The sequence below is a fragment of the Bacillus andreraoultii genome (assembly GCF_001244735.1).
GTDB lineage: Bacteria > Bacillota > Bacilli > Bacillales > Caldibacillaceae > Caldifermentibacillus > Caldifermentibacillus andreraoultii.
The window spans coordinates 290,041-308,624 of the sequence record NZ_LN868936.1 but is presented as its reverse complement, the minus strand read 5'-3'; the positions used below and the strand labels follow the sequence as shown (position 1 = coordinate 308,624).

General features: G+C 35.8%; 13 protein-coding genes and 1 pseudogene. 11 read left to right on the top strand and 3 right to left on the bottom strand.

Annotated elements, in window-relative coordinates:
• Window positions 1-46: 46 nt before the first annotated feature.
• Both BN2144_RS04540 and BN2144_RS04535 read right to left on the bottom strand, forming a co-directional pair.
• A complete protein-coding gene (locus BN2144_RS04540; protein WP_033827114.1) occupies window positions 47-502 on the bottom strand; it encodes a hypothetical protein in 456 nt (151 codons plus the stop codon).
• A gap of 574 nt (window positions 503-1,076) precedes the next feature.
• Entirely contained in the window at window positions 1,077-1,688 is a 612-nt protein-coding gene (locus BN2144_RS04535; RefSeq protein ID WP_033827113.1) for a hypothetical protein, read from the bottom strand.
• Window positions 1,689-1,830: 142 nt separating this feature from the next.
• Between BN2144_RS04535 and BN2144_RS04530 the strand changes: the two are divergent.
• Both BN2144_RS04530 and BN2144_RS04525 read left to right on the top strand, forming a co-directional pair.
• A pseudogene (locus BN2144_RS04530) lies at window positions 1,831-2,928 on the top strand (IS1380-like element ISBco1 family transposase); the annotation flags it as partial.
• A gap of 160 nt (window positions 2,929-3,088) precedes the next feature.
• Window positions 3,089-4,402 carry an IS1380-like element ISBco1 family transposase gene (locus BN2144_RS04525; RefSeq protein ID WP_017550355.1) on the top strand — a complete coding sequence of 438 codons (1,314 nt, stop codon included), beginning with the start codon at window positions 3,089-3,091 and terminating at the stop codon, window positions 4,400-4,402.
• A 178-nt stretch (window positions 4,403-4,580) separates the two neighbouring features.
• Here BN2144_RS04525 and BN2144_RS04520 read toward each other — a convergent pair whose 3' ends face one another.
• The gene (locus BN2144_RS04520; protein WP_033827112.1) at window positions 4,581-4,841 is read right to left on the bottom strand and encodes a TetR/AcrR family transcriptional regulator; all 261 of its coding nucleotides are present in this window, start codon (window positions 4,839-4,841) and stop codon (window positions 4,581-4,583) included.
• Window positions 4,842-4,909: 68 nt separating this feature from the next.
• Here BN2144_RS04520 and BN2144_RS04515 point away from each other — a divergent pair, with 68 nt between their 5' ends.
• The 9 genes from BN2144_RS04515 (at window position 4,910) to BN2144_RS04475 (ending at window position 18,540) form a co-directional block, all read left to right on the top strand.
• Window positions 4,910-6,220, top strand: coding sequence for an N-acetylglucosaminidase (locus BN2144_RS04515; protein WP_050632206.1), 1,311 nt, complete (start codon window positions 4,910-4,912; stop codon window positions 6,218-6,220).
• 197 nt (window positions 6,221-6,417) lie between these two features.
• Window positions 6,418-7,827: an ISLre2 family transposase gene (locus BN2144_RS04510; RefSeq protein ID WP_033826706.1), complete on the top strand. Its 1,410-nt coding sequence runs from the start codon at window positions 6,418-6,420 to the stop codon at window positions 7,825-7,827.
• Window positions 7,828-8,059: 232 nt separating this feature from the next.
• A complete protein-coding gene (locus BN2144_RS04505; protein ID WP_033827111.1) occupies window positions 8,060-11,149 on the top strand; it encodes an efflux RND transporter permease subunit in 3,090 nt (1,029 codons plus the stop codon).
• Between the two features lie 450 nt (window positions 11,150-11,599).
• Window positions 11,600-12,061, top strand: a complete 462-nt coding sequence (locus BN2144_RS04500) for a nucleoside deaminase (RefSeq protein ID WP_033827110.1) — start codon at window positions 11,600-11,602, stop codon at window positions 12,059-12,061.
• Between the two features lie 922 nt (window positions 12,062-12,983).
• Window positions 12,984-13,418, top strand: coding sequence for a MarR family winged helix-turn-helix transcriptional regulator (locus tag BN2144_RS04495; protein WP_033827109.1), 435 nt, complete (start codon window positions 12,984-12,986; stop codon window positions 13,416-13,418).
• A 13-nt stretch (window positions 13,419-13,431) separates the two neighbouring features.
• Window positions 13,432-14,082, top strand: a complete 651-nt coding sequence (locus tag BN2144_RS04490; protein ID WP_033827108.1) for a biotin/lipoyl-containing protein — start codon at window positions 13,432-13,434, stop codon at window positions 14,080-14,082.
• 8 nt (window positions 14,083-14,090) lie between these two features.
• Window positions 14,091-15,989, top strand: coding sequence for a DHA2 family efflux MFS transporter permease subunit (locus BN2144_RS04485; protein WP_033827107.1), 1,899 nt, complete (start codon window positions 14,091-14,093; stop codon window positions 15,987-15,989).
• 674 nt (window positions 15,990-16,663) lie between these two features.
• Complete coding sequence (locus BN2144_RS04480; RefSeq protein WP_033827106.1) at window positions 16,664-17,896, top strand: ISL3 family transposase; 1,233 nt, start codon at window positions 16,664-16,666, stop codon at window positions 17,894-17,896.
• Window positions 17,897-18,210: 314 nt separating this feature from the next.
• Window positions 18,211-18,540 (top strand): SDR family oxidoreductase, encoded by a 330-nt coding sequence (locus tag BN2144_RS04475; protein ID WP_033827105.1) that lies wholly within the window; start codon window positions 18,211-18,213, stop codon window positions 18,538-18,540.
• Window positions 18,541-18,584 lie beyond the last annotated feature (44 nt).

Below are 18,584 nucleotides of genomic sequence, written 5' to 3'. Positions count from 1 at the left end.
ACTTCATCAGCCATATGTTGAGGAAGTCCTTCCGTTAGTCGGAAGATTATTGCTGTTTTTTAAAACCTTCTTGTTCTAGATAATTTTTTGCCCCGTTATACGTTGGAAATGTGCCATCTAATAATTCGCCTGCATATGTATTCCAAAGATCCAATTCTGCATCAAACTTAAGGATTAACGTATTGCCACTCTCATCTTCCCAAATTTCTGCATCAAATGGCTCAGCTGATAGAGACTTAATTGATTGACGAATGATATTACGTAGCTCGTCTTCAGTAAAATCTCGAATGTTCACCATTCCTTTTTCATCTGTTTCATACGGACCATCAATGAATTCTGCATAAACAAATCCATTGCCGTTTGGGTGTAAATGATAAACAACCGTCTTTTTTTCTTTGACACTCTCTTCATAATGGAAATTTACCCGCTTAAGGGACACATTCTTCCTTACTAATTCAGGGAATGACTCAATAATTGCTAGTTTTTCTTCAAATGTAAGCATATGGCCTCCAAATATAATGATTTTAAACAATTGATAAAAAAATAATTGACTCAATTATATATTTTAACAAAACTATAGAAAAATAACTATTTTATATGGTGAAAGGGGGGGCTTGATCTTCTATTTGTTTTCAATTAAACCACCTAATTTCATTTAGTATTATTTAATCTGTATCTTCCGGGCAAAATTATTTATAAGGGGGCTATCTAAAAAGTCGTATTTTGATTTTCGAATGCCCCATTTCATATTTCAGAACCTTTATATATCAACATTCGCGATTATCATATTTTAGGGGATATTCACTTTTCGGACAGCCCTTTATAAATAGTGTCTAGGAGTTGAATATTATTTTTCATCTATATTACTTTACATAGCCATCAAACTTTATGCCTGATCCATCAAACGTGATATAGAATTCTGTATCTTTTTTAATATTACTGAGTTGTATAGTTGCACTCTTACCGCCAGAAATTTTAGTTGAAGTAGGTCTTTTAGCTTTTACTGTTATAGGATTACTTCCTGCTTTCAAGCGGAAGTAACTAGATAATAGCAGAACGATAGCCTTATAATAAATTTAATTTGTTTCTTTCAAATATAATTCATACATATACGCTACCCATAAACAATGCTTATTTGTTCGAATGTTGTTTAATAGACCTAAAATAATAACGTGACTTAGACTTGGTTTTTCTAAGTCTTTTAATAATAAAGTTAGCGATTCTTGGACGGTGGAATCGTCTTTCGTTTCCTGAATGGTTTCCTCAAGCCTCTCTATTAATTGTTCTTTTGTAATCGTCATGTTCCTCCCTGTCTTTATTAAGTAGTCCGGAGTGATTACGGAGATCTCCGCCTCATCAGCAATGATCGTCACCTTTTCAACGATAGAACGACAGAGTAATTCGATATCCACAAGATAATCGTCAATTAAAAATAACTCTGAATAACTTTTAATTAAGCCGTTAATCGTAAATAAAAGTTCAAGATGCATATTGGCGTTAATTTGAGGAAACTGTTTTTGAATAACGGTGAGGAGGATTTTGTTTAACGTATCCATGTACATTTGTAATCGTTTTAACAGTTCTTGATTAAAAGAAAAGACAGGTTCTTTTAAGAATATTTTTGCGAAGTTTGCTTGCTTTTGAAATTCTCGATAAGAAATATAAATATATTTACCTGAATTATTCACAGAAATTCAGAAACTTATTATAACTTATGGATTACCAAGCCTTTTCGGCTTTATTGTAATTCATTAAAAAAATGAAAAAAGAATCCATTTCTGTTAAAGTTAAAGTAACCAAAACAAAAACCAAACAGAAAGGACTCTTTATATGGTTACTTTAACGCAAAAAACACTTGATTTCAATCATAAAATTAAATTGTCAAATGATGGAGGTTCTCTTTCCTCCGATACAGGTGAGTTTCTTTTTAGAGAATTCGATGAAAAAATTGGTTTTTCAAAGACTTTAGTTAAGTACTTGAGACTTAACGATTCAAGGAAATATTATCTTCATTCAAATGAAAACTTGTTACGTCAAAAAGTCTATCAAATCATTGCCGGGTATGCGGAAGATGATGCGGCTGATCAGTTGACTCATGATCCTGTGTTTAAGGAAATCATTGAAACTCCAACACTTGCTTCCCAGCCCAGTTTGTCTCGCTTTTATACACGATTTGATAAAGATTCAATTGAACAATTAAATCTGGCTAACCAAGAAATGCTTGATAAGATTCATTGTTTTCGACAATCGAAAGAGTTATTTATCGACTTGGATTCGACTCATTCGGATACATATGGGGACCAAGAATCTTCGTCATATAATACTCATTATGGCACGATGGGTTTTCATCCATTAGTCGCCTTTGATGGTGCGACTGGTGACTTTTTGAAAGCACAACTCCGTCCCGGAAATGTTTATACATCAAATGGTGTGGTGGAATTTATTCGGCCTCTCATTAAACATTATAACGAAATGTTTCCGGAAACTACCCTGTTTCTTCGTGGAGATAGTGGGTTTGCTGTTCCGGGATTATACGATCTGTGTGAAGAAGAATCTGTTTTGTATATTATTCGGTTGAAATCGAATTCACAACTACAAAGTTTAGCGAAGGAATACCATCCTTCTTCCGCACCTTTAGATGTTTCCAAGACGGAAACCTATTATGAAGAAACGATTTACCAAGCAAAATCATGGTCAAAACCAAGAAGGGTGATTATTCAATCGGTACGTCCTGCAGGTGAGCTGTTCTTTACCCATTCCTTTTTTGTTACTAACTTTGAATTAGCTTTTCCTCAAGATATCGTCCGAGCTTATCAAAAAAGAGGGACGATGGAAAACTATATCAAAGAAGCAAAAAATGGCTTTTACTTTGATCATATGAATAGCCACGCTTTTCTAGTGAACGAAGTAAAAATGATGTTAACACTTCTNACCTGAATTATTCACAGAAATTCAGAAACTTATTATAACTTATGGATTACCAAGCCTTTTCGGCTTTATTGTAATTCATTAAAAAAATGAAAAAAGAATCCATTTCTGTTAAAGTTAAAGTAACCAAAACAAAAACCAAACAGAAAGGACTCTTTATATGGTTACTTTAACGCAAAAAACACTTGATTTCAATCATAAAATTAAATTGTCAAATGATGGAGGTTCTCTTTCCTCCGATACAGGTGAGTTTCTTTTTAGAGAATTCGATGAAAAAATTGGTTTTTCAAAGACTTTAGTTAAGTACTTGAGACTTAACGATTCAAGGAAATATTATCTTCATTCAAATGAAAACTTGTTACGTCAAAAAGTCTATCAAATCATTGCCGGGTATGCGGAAGATGATGCGGCTGATCAGTTGACTCATGATCCTGTGTTTAAGGAAATCATTGAAACTCCAACACTTGCTTCCCAGCCCAGTTTGTCTCGCTTTTATACACGATTTGATAAAGATTCAATTGAACAATTAAATCTGGCTAACCAAGAAATGCTTGATAAGATTCATTGTTTTCGACAATCGAAAGAGTTATTTATCGACTTGGATTCGACTCATTCGGATACATATGGGGACCAAGAATCTTCGTCATATAATACTCATTATGGCACGATGGGTTTTCATCCATTAGTCGCCTTTGATGGTGCGACTGGTGACTTTTTGAAAGCACAACTCCGTCCCGGAAATGTTTATACATCAAATGGTGTGGTGGAATTTATTCGGCCTCTCATTAAACATTATAACGAAATGTTTCCGGAAACTACCCTGTTTCTTCGTGGAGATAGTGGGTTTGCTGTTCCGGGATTATACGATCTGTGTGAAGAAGAATCTGTTTTGTATATTATTCGGTTGAAATCGAATTCACAACTACAAAGTTTAGCGAAGGAATACCATCCTTCTTCCGCACCTTTAGATGTTTCCAAGACGGAAACCTATTATGAAGAAACGATTTACCAAGCAAAATCATGGTCAAAACCAAGAAGGGTGATTATTCAATCGGTACGTCCTGCAGGTGAGCTGTTCTTTACCCATTCCTTTTTTGTTACTAACTTTGAATTAGCTTTTCCTCAAGATATCGTCCGAGCTTATCAAAAAAGAGGGACGATGGAAAACTATATCAAAGAAGCAAAAAATGGCTTTTACTTTGATCATATGAATAGCCACGCTTTTCTAGTGAACGAAGTAAAAATGATGTTAACACTTCTTGCATATAATTTGACCAATTGGTTACGAACTCTTTGTTTTCCGGAAGGTCAAAAAACTATGCAAATTGATACGATACGTACTCGGTTAATTAAAGCGGCAAGTAAAGTCGTGAAATCAGGCAGATCCCTTTACTTCAAACTATCATCGAGTTTTGTGTATCAAAATTTCTTTTGGGATGTACTGAATCGAATTCAAAAACTACAATTGGAATGACCAATAGAATACTTCTCATAACTGAAAAAAATAAATTTTTCAGTCAAGGGGGAAGTATGCCCAAAATACCAGAGTTGTTCTATTGAAAATTCAGTTATTTTATGAATTGGCTACGGTTCTTAATTAAATACCGTTATGTTCAACTAATTTAACAAATTTTATCAAATGGGATTTGTAGCTATGAATATTTCAGGTATTTATATAATAATTCATCTGTCTTTTTATTGTTGCTGACCGACTGTTCAATTTCAGCGACAATATTCCCCATAAAATAATCGATAAGGCTCGTAATGAGTTCATCCTTGGATTTAAAGTATAGGTAAAAGGCACCTTTCGAAATACCAGAACGGTCGGTTATTTGTTGGATTGAAGTTGACTCAATTCCTTGTTCGGCAAATATCTCCATTGCTTTTTCCATTATGATATGTTTCTTTGCCATATGAAAAACTCCTTATTTGACAANATGTTGTTTCCATAACTGAAAGCCAAACGAGTAGACTAGGTAAGATGAAGGGTTCCCAGGTACGCATCTATAAAGATCTTGTTGCTATGAAATATGGTACTGCGGGGTCAAGCTATGCGGACCATGTCTACTATATAAGTAAACAAGCAGTTGTAAATGGGACAACCTACTATCAACTTAGCCGAAAACCAAATAGTGGTGTCGTTGGATGGGTAAAATCATCTGACTTAACAACCCATGCATATAAAACAATAAGTACTACAAAACAAACTTTATATTTAAAAGGAACTGGCTGGGCGTACACTGAACCGTGGGGTGGCAATGTCGATGCTATATTCAAGAGTTTATCAAAATACAAAGGTCAAGCCATTGAAATTGGCTTAACAATGGATGTAGGCAACAACACATGGTATCGCGGTGTAATTGCTGGAAAAACAATTTATATCCATAAAAATAACGTAACTGAAAAAGTGACCAGTGTTTTATATTCAAAATACAATATCACTTTATCTCAAGCGTTAAATATGCAGATGAATATCAAATCAACTCCACCTCAGACAGATCAAAAGTATGCTTATGTTTCTAAGGAATATGTAGAGAATGGTAAAATTACCGCTAACGCTCTTAATGTAAGAAAAGGACCGGGAACAAGTTTTGCCAAAGTAGGAACGTTATACAGTGGAAACCAAGTGCAAATAGTGAAAGATCTTGGTGAATGGGTTGCTATCGTATTCCCACATAATATTTGGGTAAATGCCATCGAAAGTGATGTTCTCTACTATTTGAACCCAAACAACTTCGTAAACGATTCAAGACAAGTGTTTCAGTTTCTTGATTTATCAAAACCAAGTGGAGCATCGGCGAGTCAACTTAATGCATACCTTAAAGGAAAAGGTGACTTAGACAACCTCGGAAAAGCTTTTATTGATGCAGCGAATAAATATGGCGTTAATGATATTTACCTTTTATCTCATGCTCTATTAGAAACAGGAAATGGGAAATATGCAAAGTTTGAATATAACAACAAGACTGTTTACAATATGTTTGGTATAGGTGCAGTAGATAGTAATGCATATGAGGGTGCTGCAGAAAGAGCATACCGTGAAGGATGGACAACGCCTGAAAAAGCTATTATTGGTGGAGCGGCATTTATTGGTAATAACTATGTCAAAGCTGGTCAAAATACATTATATAAAATGCGTTGGAATCCATCTGCTATGGATACTTATAAGTATGCAACACACCAATACGCTACTGACATAGCTTGGGCTTATAAACAAATTAATACAATGTACAGATTGTACCAAGATATTGGTGTGTATTATCTTAATTTAGAAATTCCTGTCTATAAATAATATTTTATGAAGATCCACAGAAGTAATCATTATCTGTGGGTCTTTTTTGAGTTATATAATTACAATACATATGTGTAAAATATTACTCGGGGGTTAAAATACCACGTTTTGGAAAATATTAACTGGCAAAAAAAGAGAAGGCACTCTAATATAAATGTAAGCTACCAGGCTTAATACATTTAGAAAGAGGCCTTCTCATGGATAAAATTATATCAAGAATTTATGGATTAATAAAGGAAACAAATAATTTAATTGAATTCGAGGAACAACTTCAAATCTTGATGTATGAAACATTCGCATCATTAGTTGGGGATGTTTTTACTAATATTAATCAAGTAATCAAAGAAAATAAGCAAACGGAAAATTGGACAGTTGAAAGAAACGATGAGAAGACAATCCAATTTATTTTCGGATCTGTTCGCTTTAAGAGGACGCTTATGCATGATGTTAATGGAAATCCACACTATCCCTTAGATGAGTGGCTAGGGTTCATAAAACATCAAAGGTATAGCCCTCTGGTGGAAGTAAAGGTAGCTGAATTAGCAAGTGAAAATACATACCGTGAATCTGCACGTATTTTAAAAGAATGGTCGGCTGTAAATGTTAGCCATACAACAGTCGGTAATATTGTGAAAAAGGTTGGAGAGGCCCAAGCAAAGGCTGACCAAGAAATGGTGGATGAACTTGAAGAATCGGCATCGTTGCCAGAAGGAAAGAAAGTTGATTTTTTATATGCAGAAGCTGATGGTGTATTTGTTCGGGGGACAGAAAGAAAAAAACAGATGGAAGTTTGCCACGGGATTATTTATGAGGGATGGAATAAAAATGGCAAGCGCGTCTCTTTGAGAAACCAAAAGGTAATTATGACAACCCAGCCAACAAACACGTTTTGGAAGGAATTTCAGGCCTTTTCTGCCAATGAATATTCGATAGAAAATACACATGTAATTACGAATAGTGACGGGGGCAGAGGATATACAGCTGAGAAGTTCCAAGAGGCTTTTTCACAGTCGAAACACCAAGTATTAAATCAATTAGACTCGTATCACATAGGTGAAGCCTTAAACCGAGCTTTAGGCTGGAAAAAGAATAAATTCAAGGGGTCTATTCAACAAGCTTTATCAGACCATGATAAAAAGGCCTTTTCATTATATTTGGATACATTTGAAAGTATGCTAACCGACGAAAAAGAGATAAAAAAAGTAAATGATTTTCGAGGTTATATTTTGAATAATTGGGATCGGATTTTTGATTGGCGAGATAAAGTGAAAAGTCATCCAAAAGATGCGCGTGGGTTAGGTGGAATGGAGTCGAATCAACGCCGTATTTCTTTCAGGATGAAGAAAAGAGGTATGCATTGGAGTAAAGAAGGTGCGGAGGCCATGGTAAAAGTAAAACAAGGGATAATCAACGGAACTTTGCGAGACGTATATTTAAAGGCACAAGGACGAAGTGAAAGAAAGCATCGTGAAGTGAAAAGAACCATTCGTATGTCTCAAGTATTACGCCAGCCTACACAACCTTCTATCGGTGTAAAAAACGGTAGTATAAGCTTGTACGTCGCCCACTCAACAGCGACAGGGAAATTATTAAAATGTTTTCGGTAATAGAAGTACCCTAGAATAATTTGTTTGGTTCTTGTTTTTTAGAACCGAACAAATTATTCTAGGCCAGCAAGCGTTAGCGCGGTAGCTGAAATAGCTGTACAAAAATAGAGTGCCTGAAGTATTGGTGTAAAAACAAGACCGAGAAACTCTTGACACATACTTTGACAACTGACTGATTAGTCATTAGTATAAATAATTGGATAATCAAAGTCAAATTAGGGTAGGTGGAACAGTGAAAGGCTTAGTAAATTTTGTTTTGAAAAATAAATTAGCTGTATGGTTACTAACAATTATCATCACGGCTTCAGGTATTTACTCTGGAACACGAATGAAAATGGAGTCAATTCCGGATATTTCCATACCATATTTAATTGTAATGGGTGTTTATCCTGGTGCGACGCCAGAACAAGTGATGAATGAAGTTTCCATACCAATTGAAAAAGCGGTCGAAGGATTAGAAGACGTAAAAGCCGTTTACTCGAATTCATCATCAAACGTATCTCAAATTCAAATTGAGTACGATTACGGTGTCGATATGGATGAGAAAAAGCGGCAACTCGAGTCAGCTGTTGATAACGTCACTTTACCGGAAGATGTTGAGCAACCAACAATCACATCAATTAGTTTAAATATGATGCCGGTCCTTGCGCTTTCGGTTAGTAGCACAAAGGAAGATATTGTCGAATTAACGTCAACAGTAGAAGATATTTTACTACCAAAAATAGAAAAAATTGATGGGGTTGCCTCTGCAAAGATTAATGGGCAACATATTAATGAAGTTGAATTTACTTTTAATGAAGAAAAAATGGTGACGCTTGGGTTAACAGAAGACGATGTAAAAGACATGATTCAAGCAAGTGACATGGCTCTATCTTTAGGACTGTACGAATTTGATAAAGGAGAAGAAGCGGTAGCAGTCGATGGTGATATTAAATCAGTAGAGCAGTTAAAAAACGTGCTTATTCCTGTTACACCTACTGCAGAAAATCCAGCACCATTTGTAAAACTAGGTGAGATTGCAAAAATTGAAACGGTAGGGAAAGTACAATCAATCTCCCGTACGAATGGAGAAGACGCAATCTCTATTCAAATTGTAAAAGGTCAAGAAGCAAATACGGTGACTGTAGTAAATGCTGTAAAAGATTTAATAAAAAAAGAAGAAGCGAAAATTGACGGATTGAAAGTGGCTGTTTCTCTAGACCAAGGAGAGCCGATTGAAGATTCCGTATTCTCGATGCTAGAAAAAGCGATATTTGGTGGATTAATCGCCGTTTTAATCATTCTTTTATTTTTACGCGATATTAAATCAACAATCATCTCGATTATCTCCATACCAGTATCGATTTTAATGGCCATGCTTCTATTGCATTGGTTAGATATTACGCTAAATATTATGACGCTAGGTGCGATTACGGTTGCGATTGGTCGGGTTATTGATGACTCGATTGTCGTTGTCGAGAATATATATCGGCGCCTACATTTAAAAGACGAGAAACTTCATGGACGAGCATTAATTCGTGAAGCAACAATTGAAATGTTCAAACCAATTCTTTCCTCAACACTCGTAACGGTTGCTGTATTTGCACCACTTATATTTGTAGGGGGAATGGTTGGAGAATTATTTATACCATTTGCACTGACGATGACATTTGCATTAGGTGCATCCTTACTCGTTGCGATTACCATTGTACCAACATTGTCACATACGTTATTCCGTAAAAAACTTTATGGTAAAAAATCTGAGAAAAACCATAAAGAAGCAGGAAAAATGGCGAAATGGTATAAAGGTGTTTTAGAAAAAGCGTTAAATCATAAAATGATTACTTCACTCATTGCAATTGCTTTACTAGTCGGTTCATTAGGCTTAACACCACTCATTGGATTTAGTTTCTTAGGCTCTTCAGAAGAAAAAGTGATGTATTTAACGTATACTCCGAAAGCTGGAGAATTAAAAGAAGATATTGAGAAAAATATTATGGAGGTTGAGCAAAAACTATTAAAACGTAAAGATATCAAGACATTACAGTTATCAATTAATGATTCAAACAATGTTGATACGACTTCCATGATGATGGGTGGCAGTAACGGGGCATTAATGTACGTCACTTTTGACGAAGATATGAAGAACTTCCCTGAAGTCAAAAAAGAAATTGAAGATTATGTAACAAACATTGATCAGTCTGGAGAATGGAAATCACAAGACTTTAGTTCTGGTGGTGTCTCTTCAAATGAACTAAGTTATACATTATATAGTGAAGACTTGGACGATTTGCTTGATTCGGTTAAGGAAGTCGAAGGAGCTTTGTCTAAAGTGAAAAACTTAGAAGAAATTACTTCAGATGCAGAAGATCCATATGTTGAACATGTCTTTCATGTATCTCAAGACCATCTACTTCAATATGGCCTAACAACCGCTCAAATTGTTATGGCTTTGTCTGATAGTGGTAAGAAGGAAGTATTAACAACGGTTGAAAAAGATGGGAATGAAATTGAAGTTGTCGTTCAACGCGAGGCAAAAGTCGTTCCAAAATCGATTGATGATTTATTAAAGACAGAAATTAAAACACCTGCTGGAAAATCTGTTCCATTATCTGAACTCGTTAAAGTAGAGAAAGGAACAACATTAAATACGTTGTCACGTTCAGCCGGAGAATATTATGCAACTGTATCTGGTACGATAATCGGTGATGATGTTTCAAAAGCAACGTCTGAAGCAGATAAAAAAATTGAAAAGCTTGATTTACCTAAAGGTGTAACGGTGGATATTGCTGGAGTAGCAGCTGATATGCAAGAAACATTTACTAAATTAGGTGTTGCTATGGTTGCTGCTGTTGCGATTGTATATTTTATATTAGTCGTTACATTTGGAGAAGGTTTAGCACCATTTGCCATTTTATTCTCGTTACCATTCACCGTGATTGGCTCATTTATTGGTTTATATATTACGAACCATACGATTTCCGTACAGGTTATGATGGGTCTACTTATGTTAATCGGTATTGTTGTTACAAATGCGATCGTGCTTGTCGACCGAATTATTCGAATGGAACATGGTGGCTTAGCGATGCGAGATGCCATTCTTGAAGCAGGTTCAACGCGTCTTCGTCCAATTTTAATGACGGCAATTGCAACAATCGGTGCTATGCTACCAATGGCACTTGGAATTGGCGGTGGCGGTGGACTTATGTCAAGAGACTTAGCAATTACGGTTATTGGCGGTCTATTTAGTTCAACATTGCTCACGCTAGTCATCGTACCAATCGTATATGAAGTACTTTCCAAGCTATTTAAAAAGAATCGGAAAGATATTAGAGAAGATTAAAAGTGAATAAATAAAGAACAAGGACACCCAGAAGGCCATCAATTATGACCATTGGGTGTCTTTTTTGGCTAATAGGAAGGAGCTGTCCAAAAAGTCGGATTTTTGAATTCTAGATGCCCCTTTTCATGTTTCAAAACCTAGATATATCGATATTCTTGATTATCACATTTTGTAGGATAGGATAACCTCTTTCCTATACACATAAGCACACAAGAAAGATCTAGTAGGATTGCATTAAATCCGAAAAACTCGCTTTCTTATCAAGCAAACTCTAGTCTCTTTGGTTGCCTGAAGGTTTTAGTTTCTTGAGTTTTTTTACGTGCCTCATGTCTTCGCAAAAAAGGATGAGGAAGGAAGTAATTACACATGGAAGAACGATTCATAGTAAGCTATAGTAATTGTAAGTACACATTTTTCTGATTAAAGGAACTTTTGTAAGGGGGAAGAGGAATGAACGAATTTATGGAAAGGGCTTTACAATTAGCAGTAAATAATGTGAATAATGATGGTCAACCGTTTGGAGCGGTACTCGTTAAAGATGATCAAATTGTTGCAGAAGGTGTAAATGAACTACATATTCGCCATGATGTAAGTGGCCATGCAGAATTATTAGCTATTCGACGGGCTCAAGAGAAACTACAAACAAATAATTTATCTGGTTTTGTTATGTATGCAAGTGGTGAACCGTGCCCGATGTGTTTAACGGCGATGTATTTTGCCGGGATTGAAGAGGTATATTATTGCCAGTCTGTAGAAGATGCAGAAGCTGTAGGACTTGGCAAGTCAAAATGGATCTATGAAGATTTGAAGAAGGAAAAAGTCAACCGCAGCCTAAAAATGAAACAAATAAAAATTCGTGAAGAACAAGAGAATCCAATGCGAATTTGGGAAAAGAAGACAAATCAGGGATAATCAATGAGGGCGATGTTTATGAACGAACCCTAGAAATGGTCCAATGCACATTTCTAGGGTTTACTTTTTATTCAAAATGGATGCATTTCGTCTGTGCATGTAGGAAGTGATAGGGAATAGCGAAAAGTGGGCGATAGAACGTTTCTATGATCCCGAAAATCGTGTGAAAGAGTAAAAATGGGTTTATAGAACGAATCTATGATCCCAAAATTCGGGGAAAAGAGCAAAAATGGGTTTATAGAACGAATCTATGAGCCCGAAATTGAGTAGAAACAGCAAAAAGTGATTGATAGAAGGGTTCTATGATCCCAAAATTCGTGTGAAAGAGCAAAAATGGGTTCATAGAATGAGTCTATGATCCCAAAATTGAGTGAAAACGGTGAAAAGTGGCTGATAGAAGGGTTCTATGATCCCAAAATTCGAGTGAAAGAGCAAAAATGGGTTCATAGAACGAATCTATGAGCCCGAAATTGAGTAGAAACAGCAAAAAGTGGCTGATAGAACGAATCTATGAACCCAAAATTGAGTGAAAACAGCAAAAAGTGGTTGATAGAAGGGTTCTATGATCCCAAAATTCGTGTGAAAGAGCAAAAATGGGTTTATAGAACGAATCTATGAGCCCGAAATTGAGTAGAAACAGCAAAAAGTGGTTGATAGAACGAGTCTATAAGCCCCAAACTAAGTAGAAACAGTTATGGAACGTTTTCATAAGCAAAAAAGGGAAAAAAATAATGAAAAGGGGTTCATAGAAGGTTTATTCTTTTGGGAACGTTCTTAAAAAAATCATAAAAAAAATTAGTTGACACATTCTATAAAGGAGTGTTATAAATTTATATGCAAAATAATTCGCATCCGAAATGTTTGTACACGAAATATAAACTAACTTAAATATCTTTAAGGCATAATGAAAGGGGGTTGCTAATTGAAAAATGTCTTTAATAGTGAGATTTTGAATTCCTTTAGCGGCATTTATAAACTTCAAAGGAAAATTTTACAAAAAGATGCAGAGAAGATGGGGTTAACGATTGTTCAACTAAAAGCACTGTATAAAATTTCCAACCACCCAGAGATACGCCTAACAGATCTGGCTGATTTAATGCAACTTACGAATAGTACTGTATCCAATTTAATTGATCGGTTAGTTGAACATGGTTATGTCAAGCGACATATTCCAAAAAGCAATCGGCGTGTAATCACTATTCGATTATCGGAAAAAGGTGAGAATAAAATTAAGGAAGCAATTGAAAGTGAATCAGAGCTCGTTAAAAAGTTAGACAAAATTAAGCAATTACCTGATGAGGATATTCAATATCTGTTGCGAATCCATAAACAAATCATGAATATCTTAAGTGAGTAGGAGGAACAAATATATGAATATGAAACGAATGGTGTTATTAAATGTTATTTTACTCGTTATTTTAGTCGGTGGGGGATTTGTTGGTTATTATTATTTTAACGAAGCTACAAACTATATTTCAACCGACAATGCGCAAATTTCGGGACAACAAGTAAGTATTGGATCTCCAGCTGCTGGAAAATTAATAGAATGGAATGGACACACAGGAGATACATTTAAAAAGAATGAAACAATAGGTACAGTTCAAGTGCAAGGTGAAACAGGTCAAGTAGTAGAAGTACCTGTTAAAGCTCCTCAAAACGGCACGATTGTTCAATCCAATGCAGTAGAAAATTCCATGATCGGTGCAGGAACACCACTAGCAATTAGTTATGACCTCGATCATCTTTGGGTAACGGCAAATATTGAAGAAACAGATTTAGATGATATTAAAGTGAATCAAGATGTTGATATAAATGTAGATGCTTTTCCAAATGTAACTTTAAGTGGAAAGGTTGAAGAAATTGGATTAGCTACAGCGAGCACATTTTCACTTTTACCTTCTAACAATTCATCGGGTAATTACACGAAAGAAACACAAGTAATTCCAGTGAAAATTTCTATTGATAGTTACGGAGAAAGATTAGTTCCTGGTATGAATGTAACTGTGCGAATTCATAAGTAGGTGATCATATGTCAATGTATATCACTAGTTATATTGTTATATCCGTTATTCTCCTTATTGTTGTAAATCTTTTAGTTAGAAAACAAAATAGACGAAAATCAGCTGTAGAAAATGAGCAAAGTTCAACGGTAAAACGAGATACGTTACAAACTTTCGAGAACGGGCAAGATCAGGAACTTGCTAAAAATAAAAAAATAGATTTGAAGCCGACTCGAACGGAGAAGTTTCATAACGGAGCGAAAACCGGAATGTCAACTGATGAGGAAATAAATAACGAGGTGGAGTCAGAAGGATCCCCTAAAGAAAAACGAAATAAACAAACGAAATTAGGAGACTCCCCCGAAGAGCAACAAAGCAATACAGCCAATACCGAAGTTTCACCAGCTGAGTTTTTTGAACAAAATCGTGGTAAATTAATTTTGACGATGATGATTGGTGCATTTGTTGCGATATTGAATCAAACATTATTGAATGTAGCAATTCCACATATTATGAATGATTTTAATGTCTCACCGAGCACGGTTCAGTGGCTTTCAACCGGATATATGTTAACGAATGGGGTTTTTATCCCTATTACCGCATTTTTGATCTCCCGTTTAGGTACAAGGAAATTGTTTATAACGGCTATTTCTTCATTTACGGTTGGGTCAATTATTTGTTCAATCTCAACAACTTTTTCTTTATTAATGTTGGGAAGGGTTATTCAAGCCGCTGGTGCTGGAGTCATGATGCCGTTACTTATGACCGTTTTTCTTACAATTTACCCACCAGAAAAGCGCGGTGCTGCGATGGGACTATTTGGTGTCGCAATTTTGTTCGCACCGGCAATAGGTCCAACACTTTCTGGCTGGTTGATCGGCCATTATTCATGGCGTATATTGTTTGATATTGTTATTCCGTTTGGGATTGCTGCTGTCATTATGGCAGTCGCTTGGATGATTGATGTTACCGAAATAACAAAACCGAAATTTGACTCGTTTGGTTTTATCTTTTCAACAATCGGCTTTGGTTTCTTACTTTACGGATTTAGTGAAGCTGGAAACAATGGTTGGGATAGTAAAGTTGTTGCTATTTCACTTATTATCGGAGTCCTTGGTCTTATCGCCTTTGCTTGGCGTGAGTTAACAACAGATGAACCAATGTTAGATTTACGTGTTTTTAAATATGATATTTTTACGTTAACGACAATAATCGGTATGGTGATAAACATGGCTATGTTCGCAGCGATGTTATTACTACCTATTTACTTACAAAATATTCGTGGATTTACAGCGCTAGATTCAGGATTACTCATGCTTCCAGGTGCAATTGTTATGGCGATTATGTTACCTATTTCAGGAAAGCTATTTGATAAGTTAGGTGCAAGATGGTTAGCTGTATTTGGCCTTATCATAACGGTTCTAACCACATGGCAATTTACTCACTTATCAATGACAACATCTTATGCCTATATTATGCTCCTTTACGTGATGCGAATGTTCGGAATGTCCTTCCTATCAATGACTGTTCAAACAGAAGGAATGAACCAGTTACCACAACATTTAGTTGGTCACGGTACCTCTGCTTCAAATACAGCTCGAACTGTAGCAGGAAGTATCGGAACCGCGTTTTTAATTACAGTTATGACAACGAGAAGTGAGTTCCATACAGCGAACTATGGAAATATTATTACAAGTACAAATCCATACTTGGCTACAAAATTACAAAGTTTAGGAGACACATTTGCAACAATGATGGGACTTCCTACACAACAAGGACAAATCCTTGCAACGACATCTGTCTATGGTCAAGCAGTAAAACAAGCAACGATTAACGGGATTAATGATGCCTTTGTTGTTGCAACAGGAATTGCCGCAGTAGCCTTATTATTAGCCTTCTTTATCAAACGAGCAAAACCGGCTAAATAACAATACAGAATAAGAATGGGGAACCGCTGCGAACTGTGGTTTCCCATTTTTGGTTTGTGCTGTACTTGTCGAATAATTTGCCGGTGATAAAACTCAGCTATGTAGTAGGGTGTGATGAACCATTAGCTAAAGAGAAAGGTTTAAGCTGTGACGCAGAACTTGAAAGAATTTAGAGGGGGAATTTCCAACCTAAGGACTACGAACATCATCAGACAATGCTTATGTGAGGTAATCTGAATAGTCGAGCCCGGATTTACTTGATACATCTTTAAACATTAAAATAAGGGGTTAAGATTACCCCTATAATCAAAATGAACTAATTTTAGAAACCGCCTTCGGTCCATTAAATAGCGGGAATAAAAAATGCAAGTAATACGGATAGTAGTGTAGAAATAAGACATGGTATCGTTAGTTTTTTATTAATATCTATTTCTTTTGTGGTTGTATTATTAACAATAGACAAAACTAGCAGATTTATGAAGAAAAGAAAATAATACATGATCAAATAAATTGTCCATACATGATTCTGTATAAGAGATGTTGTTGAACAAAGAGTAAGAAAAAAGGTCAGCTGTCAATGAAATATGCTTCCTCGCTATTTAATGTTTAGTTTAAAGCTTCCCAAAGCTGTCTATACTGGGTAATACTACTAAATTACCTGGGGTGATAGTCTTATGAAAAACTTTGAAGAAGAGTATAATGTATTCCAAGATGCGTTAGAAATACCTAAACCTTGGTATGTTTTCCATAATGAATTAGCTAAAGAAGAAAACACCTTACACATTTATATTGAATATCAATCAGGAGCGGAATTTTCTTGTCCTAATTGCGGTAAAACGGGATGTAAAGTTCATGATATACAAGATCAAGACCGGACTTGGAGACATCTAAATTTTTGGCAATATAAGACCATTCTCCATGCCAGAATGCCACGAGTAAAATGTGAGTCATGCGGTAAAATACGTACGGTTGTCATTGATTGGGCACGTCCAGGAGCTGGATTTTCATTATTATTTGAGCACCATGTGTTGTCGCTAATGGTTGAAATGCCTGTCGCTGCCGTAGCTCGTGAAGTAGGCGAACATGATACGCGCCTTTGGCGAGTATTTAAATATTATGTCAACAAAGCCATGGAAAACATAGATGTATCTAATGTCACTCGTATAGCGATGGATGAAACATCACGAGCAAAAGGCCATAAATATGTGACATTTTTTATTGATATGGATACCAAACGCTTAATTTTCGCTACTACTGGTAAAGGTGCAGATGTACTGCAGGTGTTTAGCCAGTTTCTAGACAGTAAAGGGGTTTTACATTCCCAGATTAAAGAATTTTGTTGCGATATGTCACCAGCCTTTATTTCGGGTATTGAAGAGAAATTCCCGAATGCAACGATTACGTTTGATAAATTTCATGTCATGAAAATGGTAAATGAAGCATTAGATCAGGTACGAAAACAAGAACAAGCTACACAGCCAGAACTTAAAAATTCACGATACGCTTGGCTGAAGAACCCCGAAAACCTAACAGAAAAACAAGGAAGTAAATTGGCTAAATTAAAGGATTTGGATTTGGCAACAGGCCGTGCCTACCGCATGAAACTATCGCTTCAGAAAATGTGGACTAAACACCCAATCCTTTCTGAATTGTATTTTGATGAATGGCATAGCTGGGCTATTCGATCCCGACTAGAACCAATGATTAAAGTTGCAAAAACACTAAAACAACATAAAGGCGGAATCTTAAGATGGTTTGTTACAAAGATGACCAATGGCCTTCTTGAAGGAATAAACAGTTTAGTTCAGGCTACCAAAAGAAAGGCTCGTGGATACCGAACAGCCGATAATTTTATTGCCATGGCCTATGCAACGGTTAATAAACTTGATCTTATTGGTATATCATGACTTGTTTTATCCTTTCTTGTTTGCTTAGCGACCAGCACTTAGAGTAGGATAGGCTGTCAAGTGCTTTCCTTGACAACCTATCCTACATCTAAGATAATACCGGTGGCAAACAAGGAAATGATAGAATCCTATGGGCACTGGTAACCTGTTTTTTCAACATTAAACAGCGAAGAGCCTGAAAAATGATAAAAAAGTAAACGATAGGGAAATTTCAAAAGTTCATTTCTAAAAAGATATAAATTTAAAAAATATAAATATTATGATATTATCAGTTTATAGTAATATTGAATTTCTATATAAAAGGGGGATAGTGGATGGCGAAACGAGAAGAGAAAATCGCTGTTGTCACAGGGGCAGCTCAAGGAATTGGTGCAAGTATTGTAGAGAGACTGTATAAAGAAGGAGCTACAGTCGTTGGTCTCGATGTAAATGAAGAAAAACTACAGCAAATGACTTCACAACTCGATTCAACAGGTGAAAAAGTTATCCCATTAAAATGTAATGTATCAGAACGAGAAGAAGTAAACACTGTAATGGGAAATCCATCTGAGGTGGCATCTGTTGTGTCATTTCTAGTATCTGATGATTCTAGTTTTGTTACTGGAGAATGTATTCGTGTAAGTGGTGGATTTTTGATGGCTTAGTTTGTCAAAGAGTGAATGAATGTTCATTCGTTGTAAATTAATTA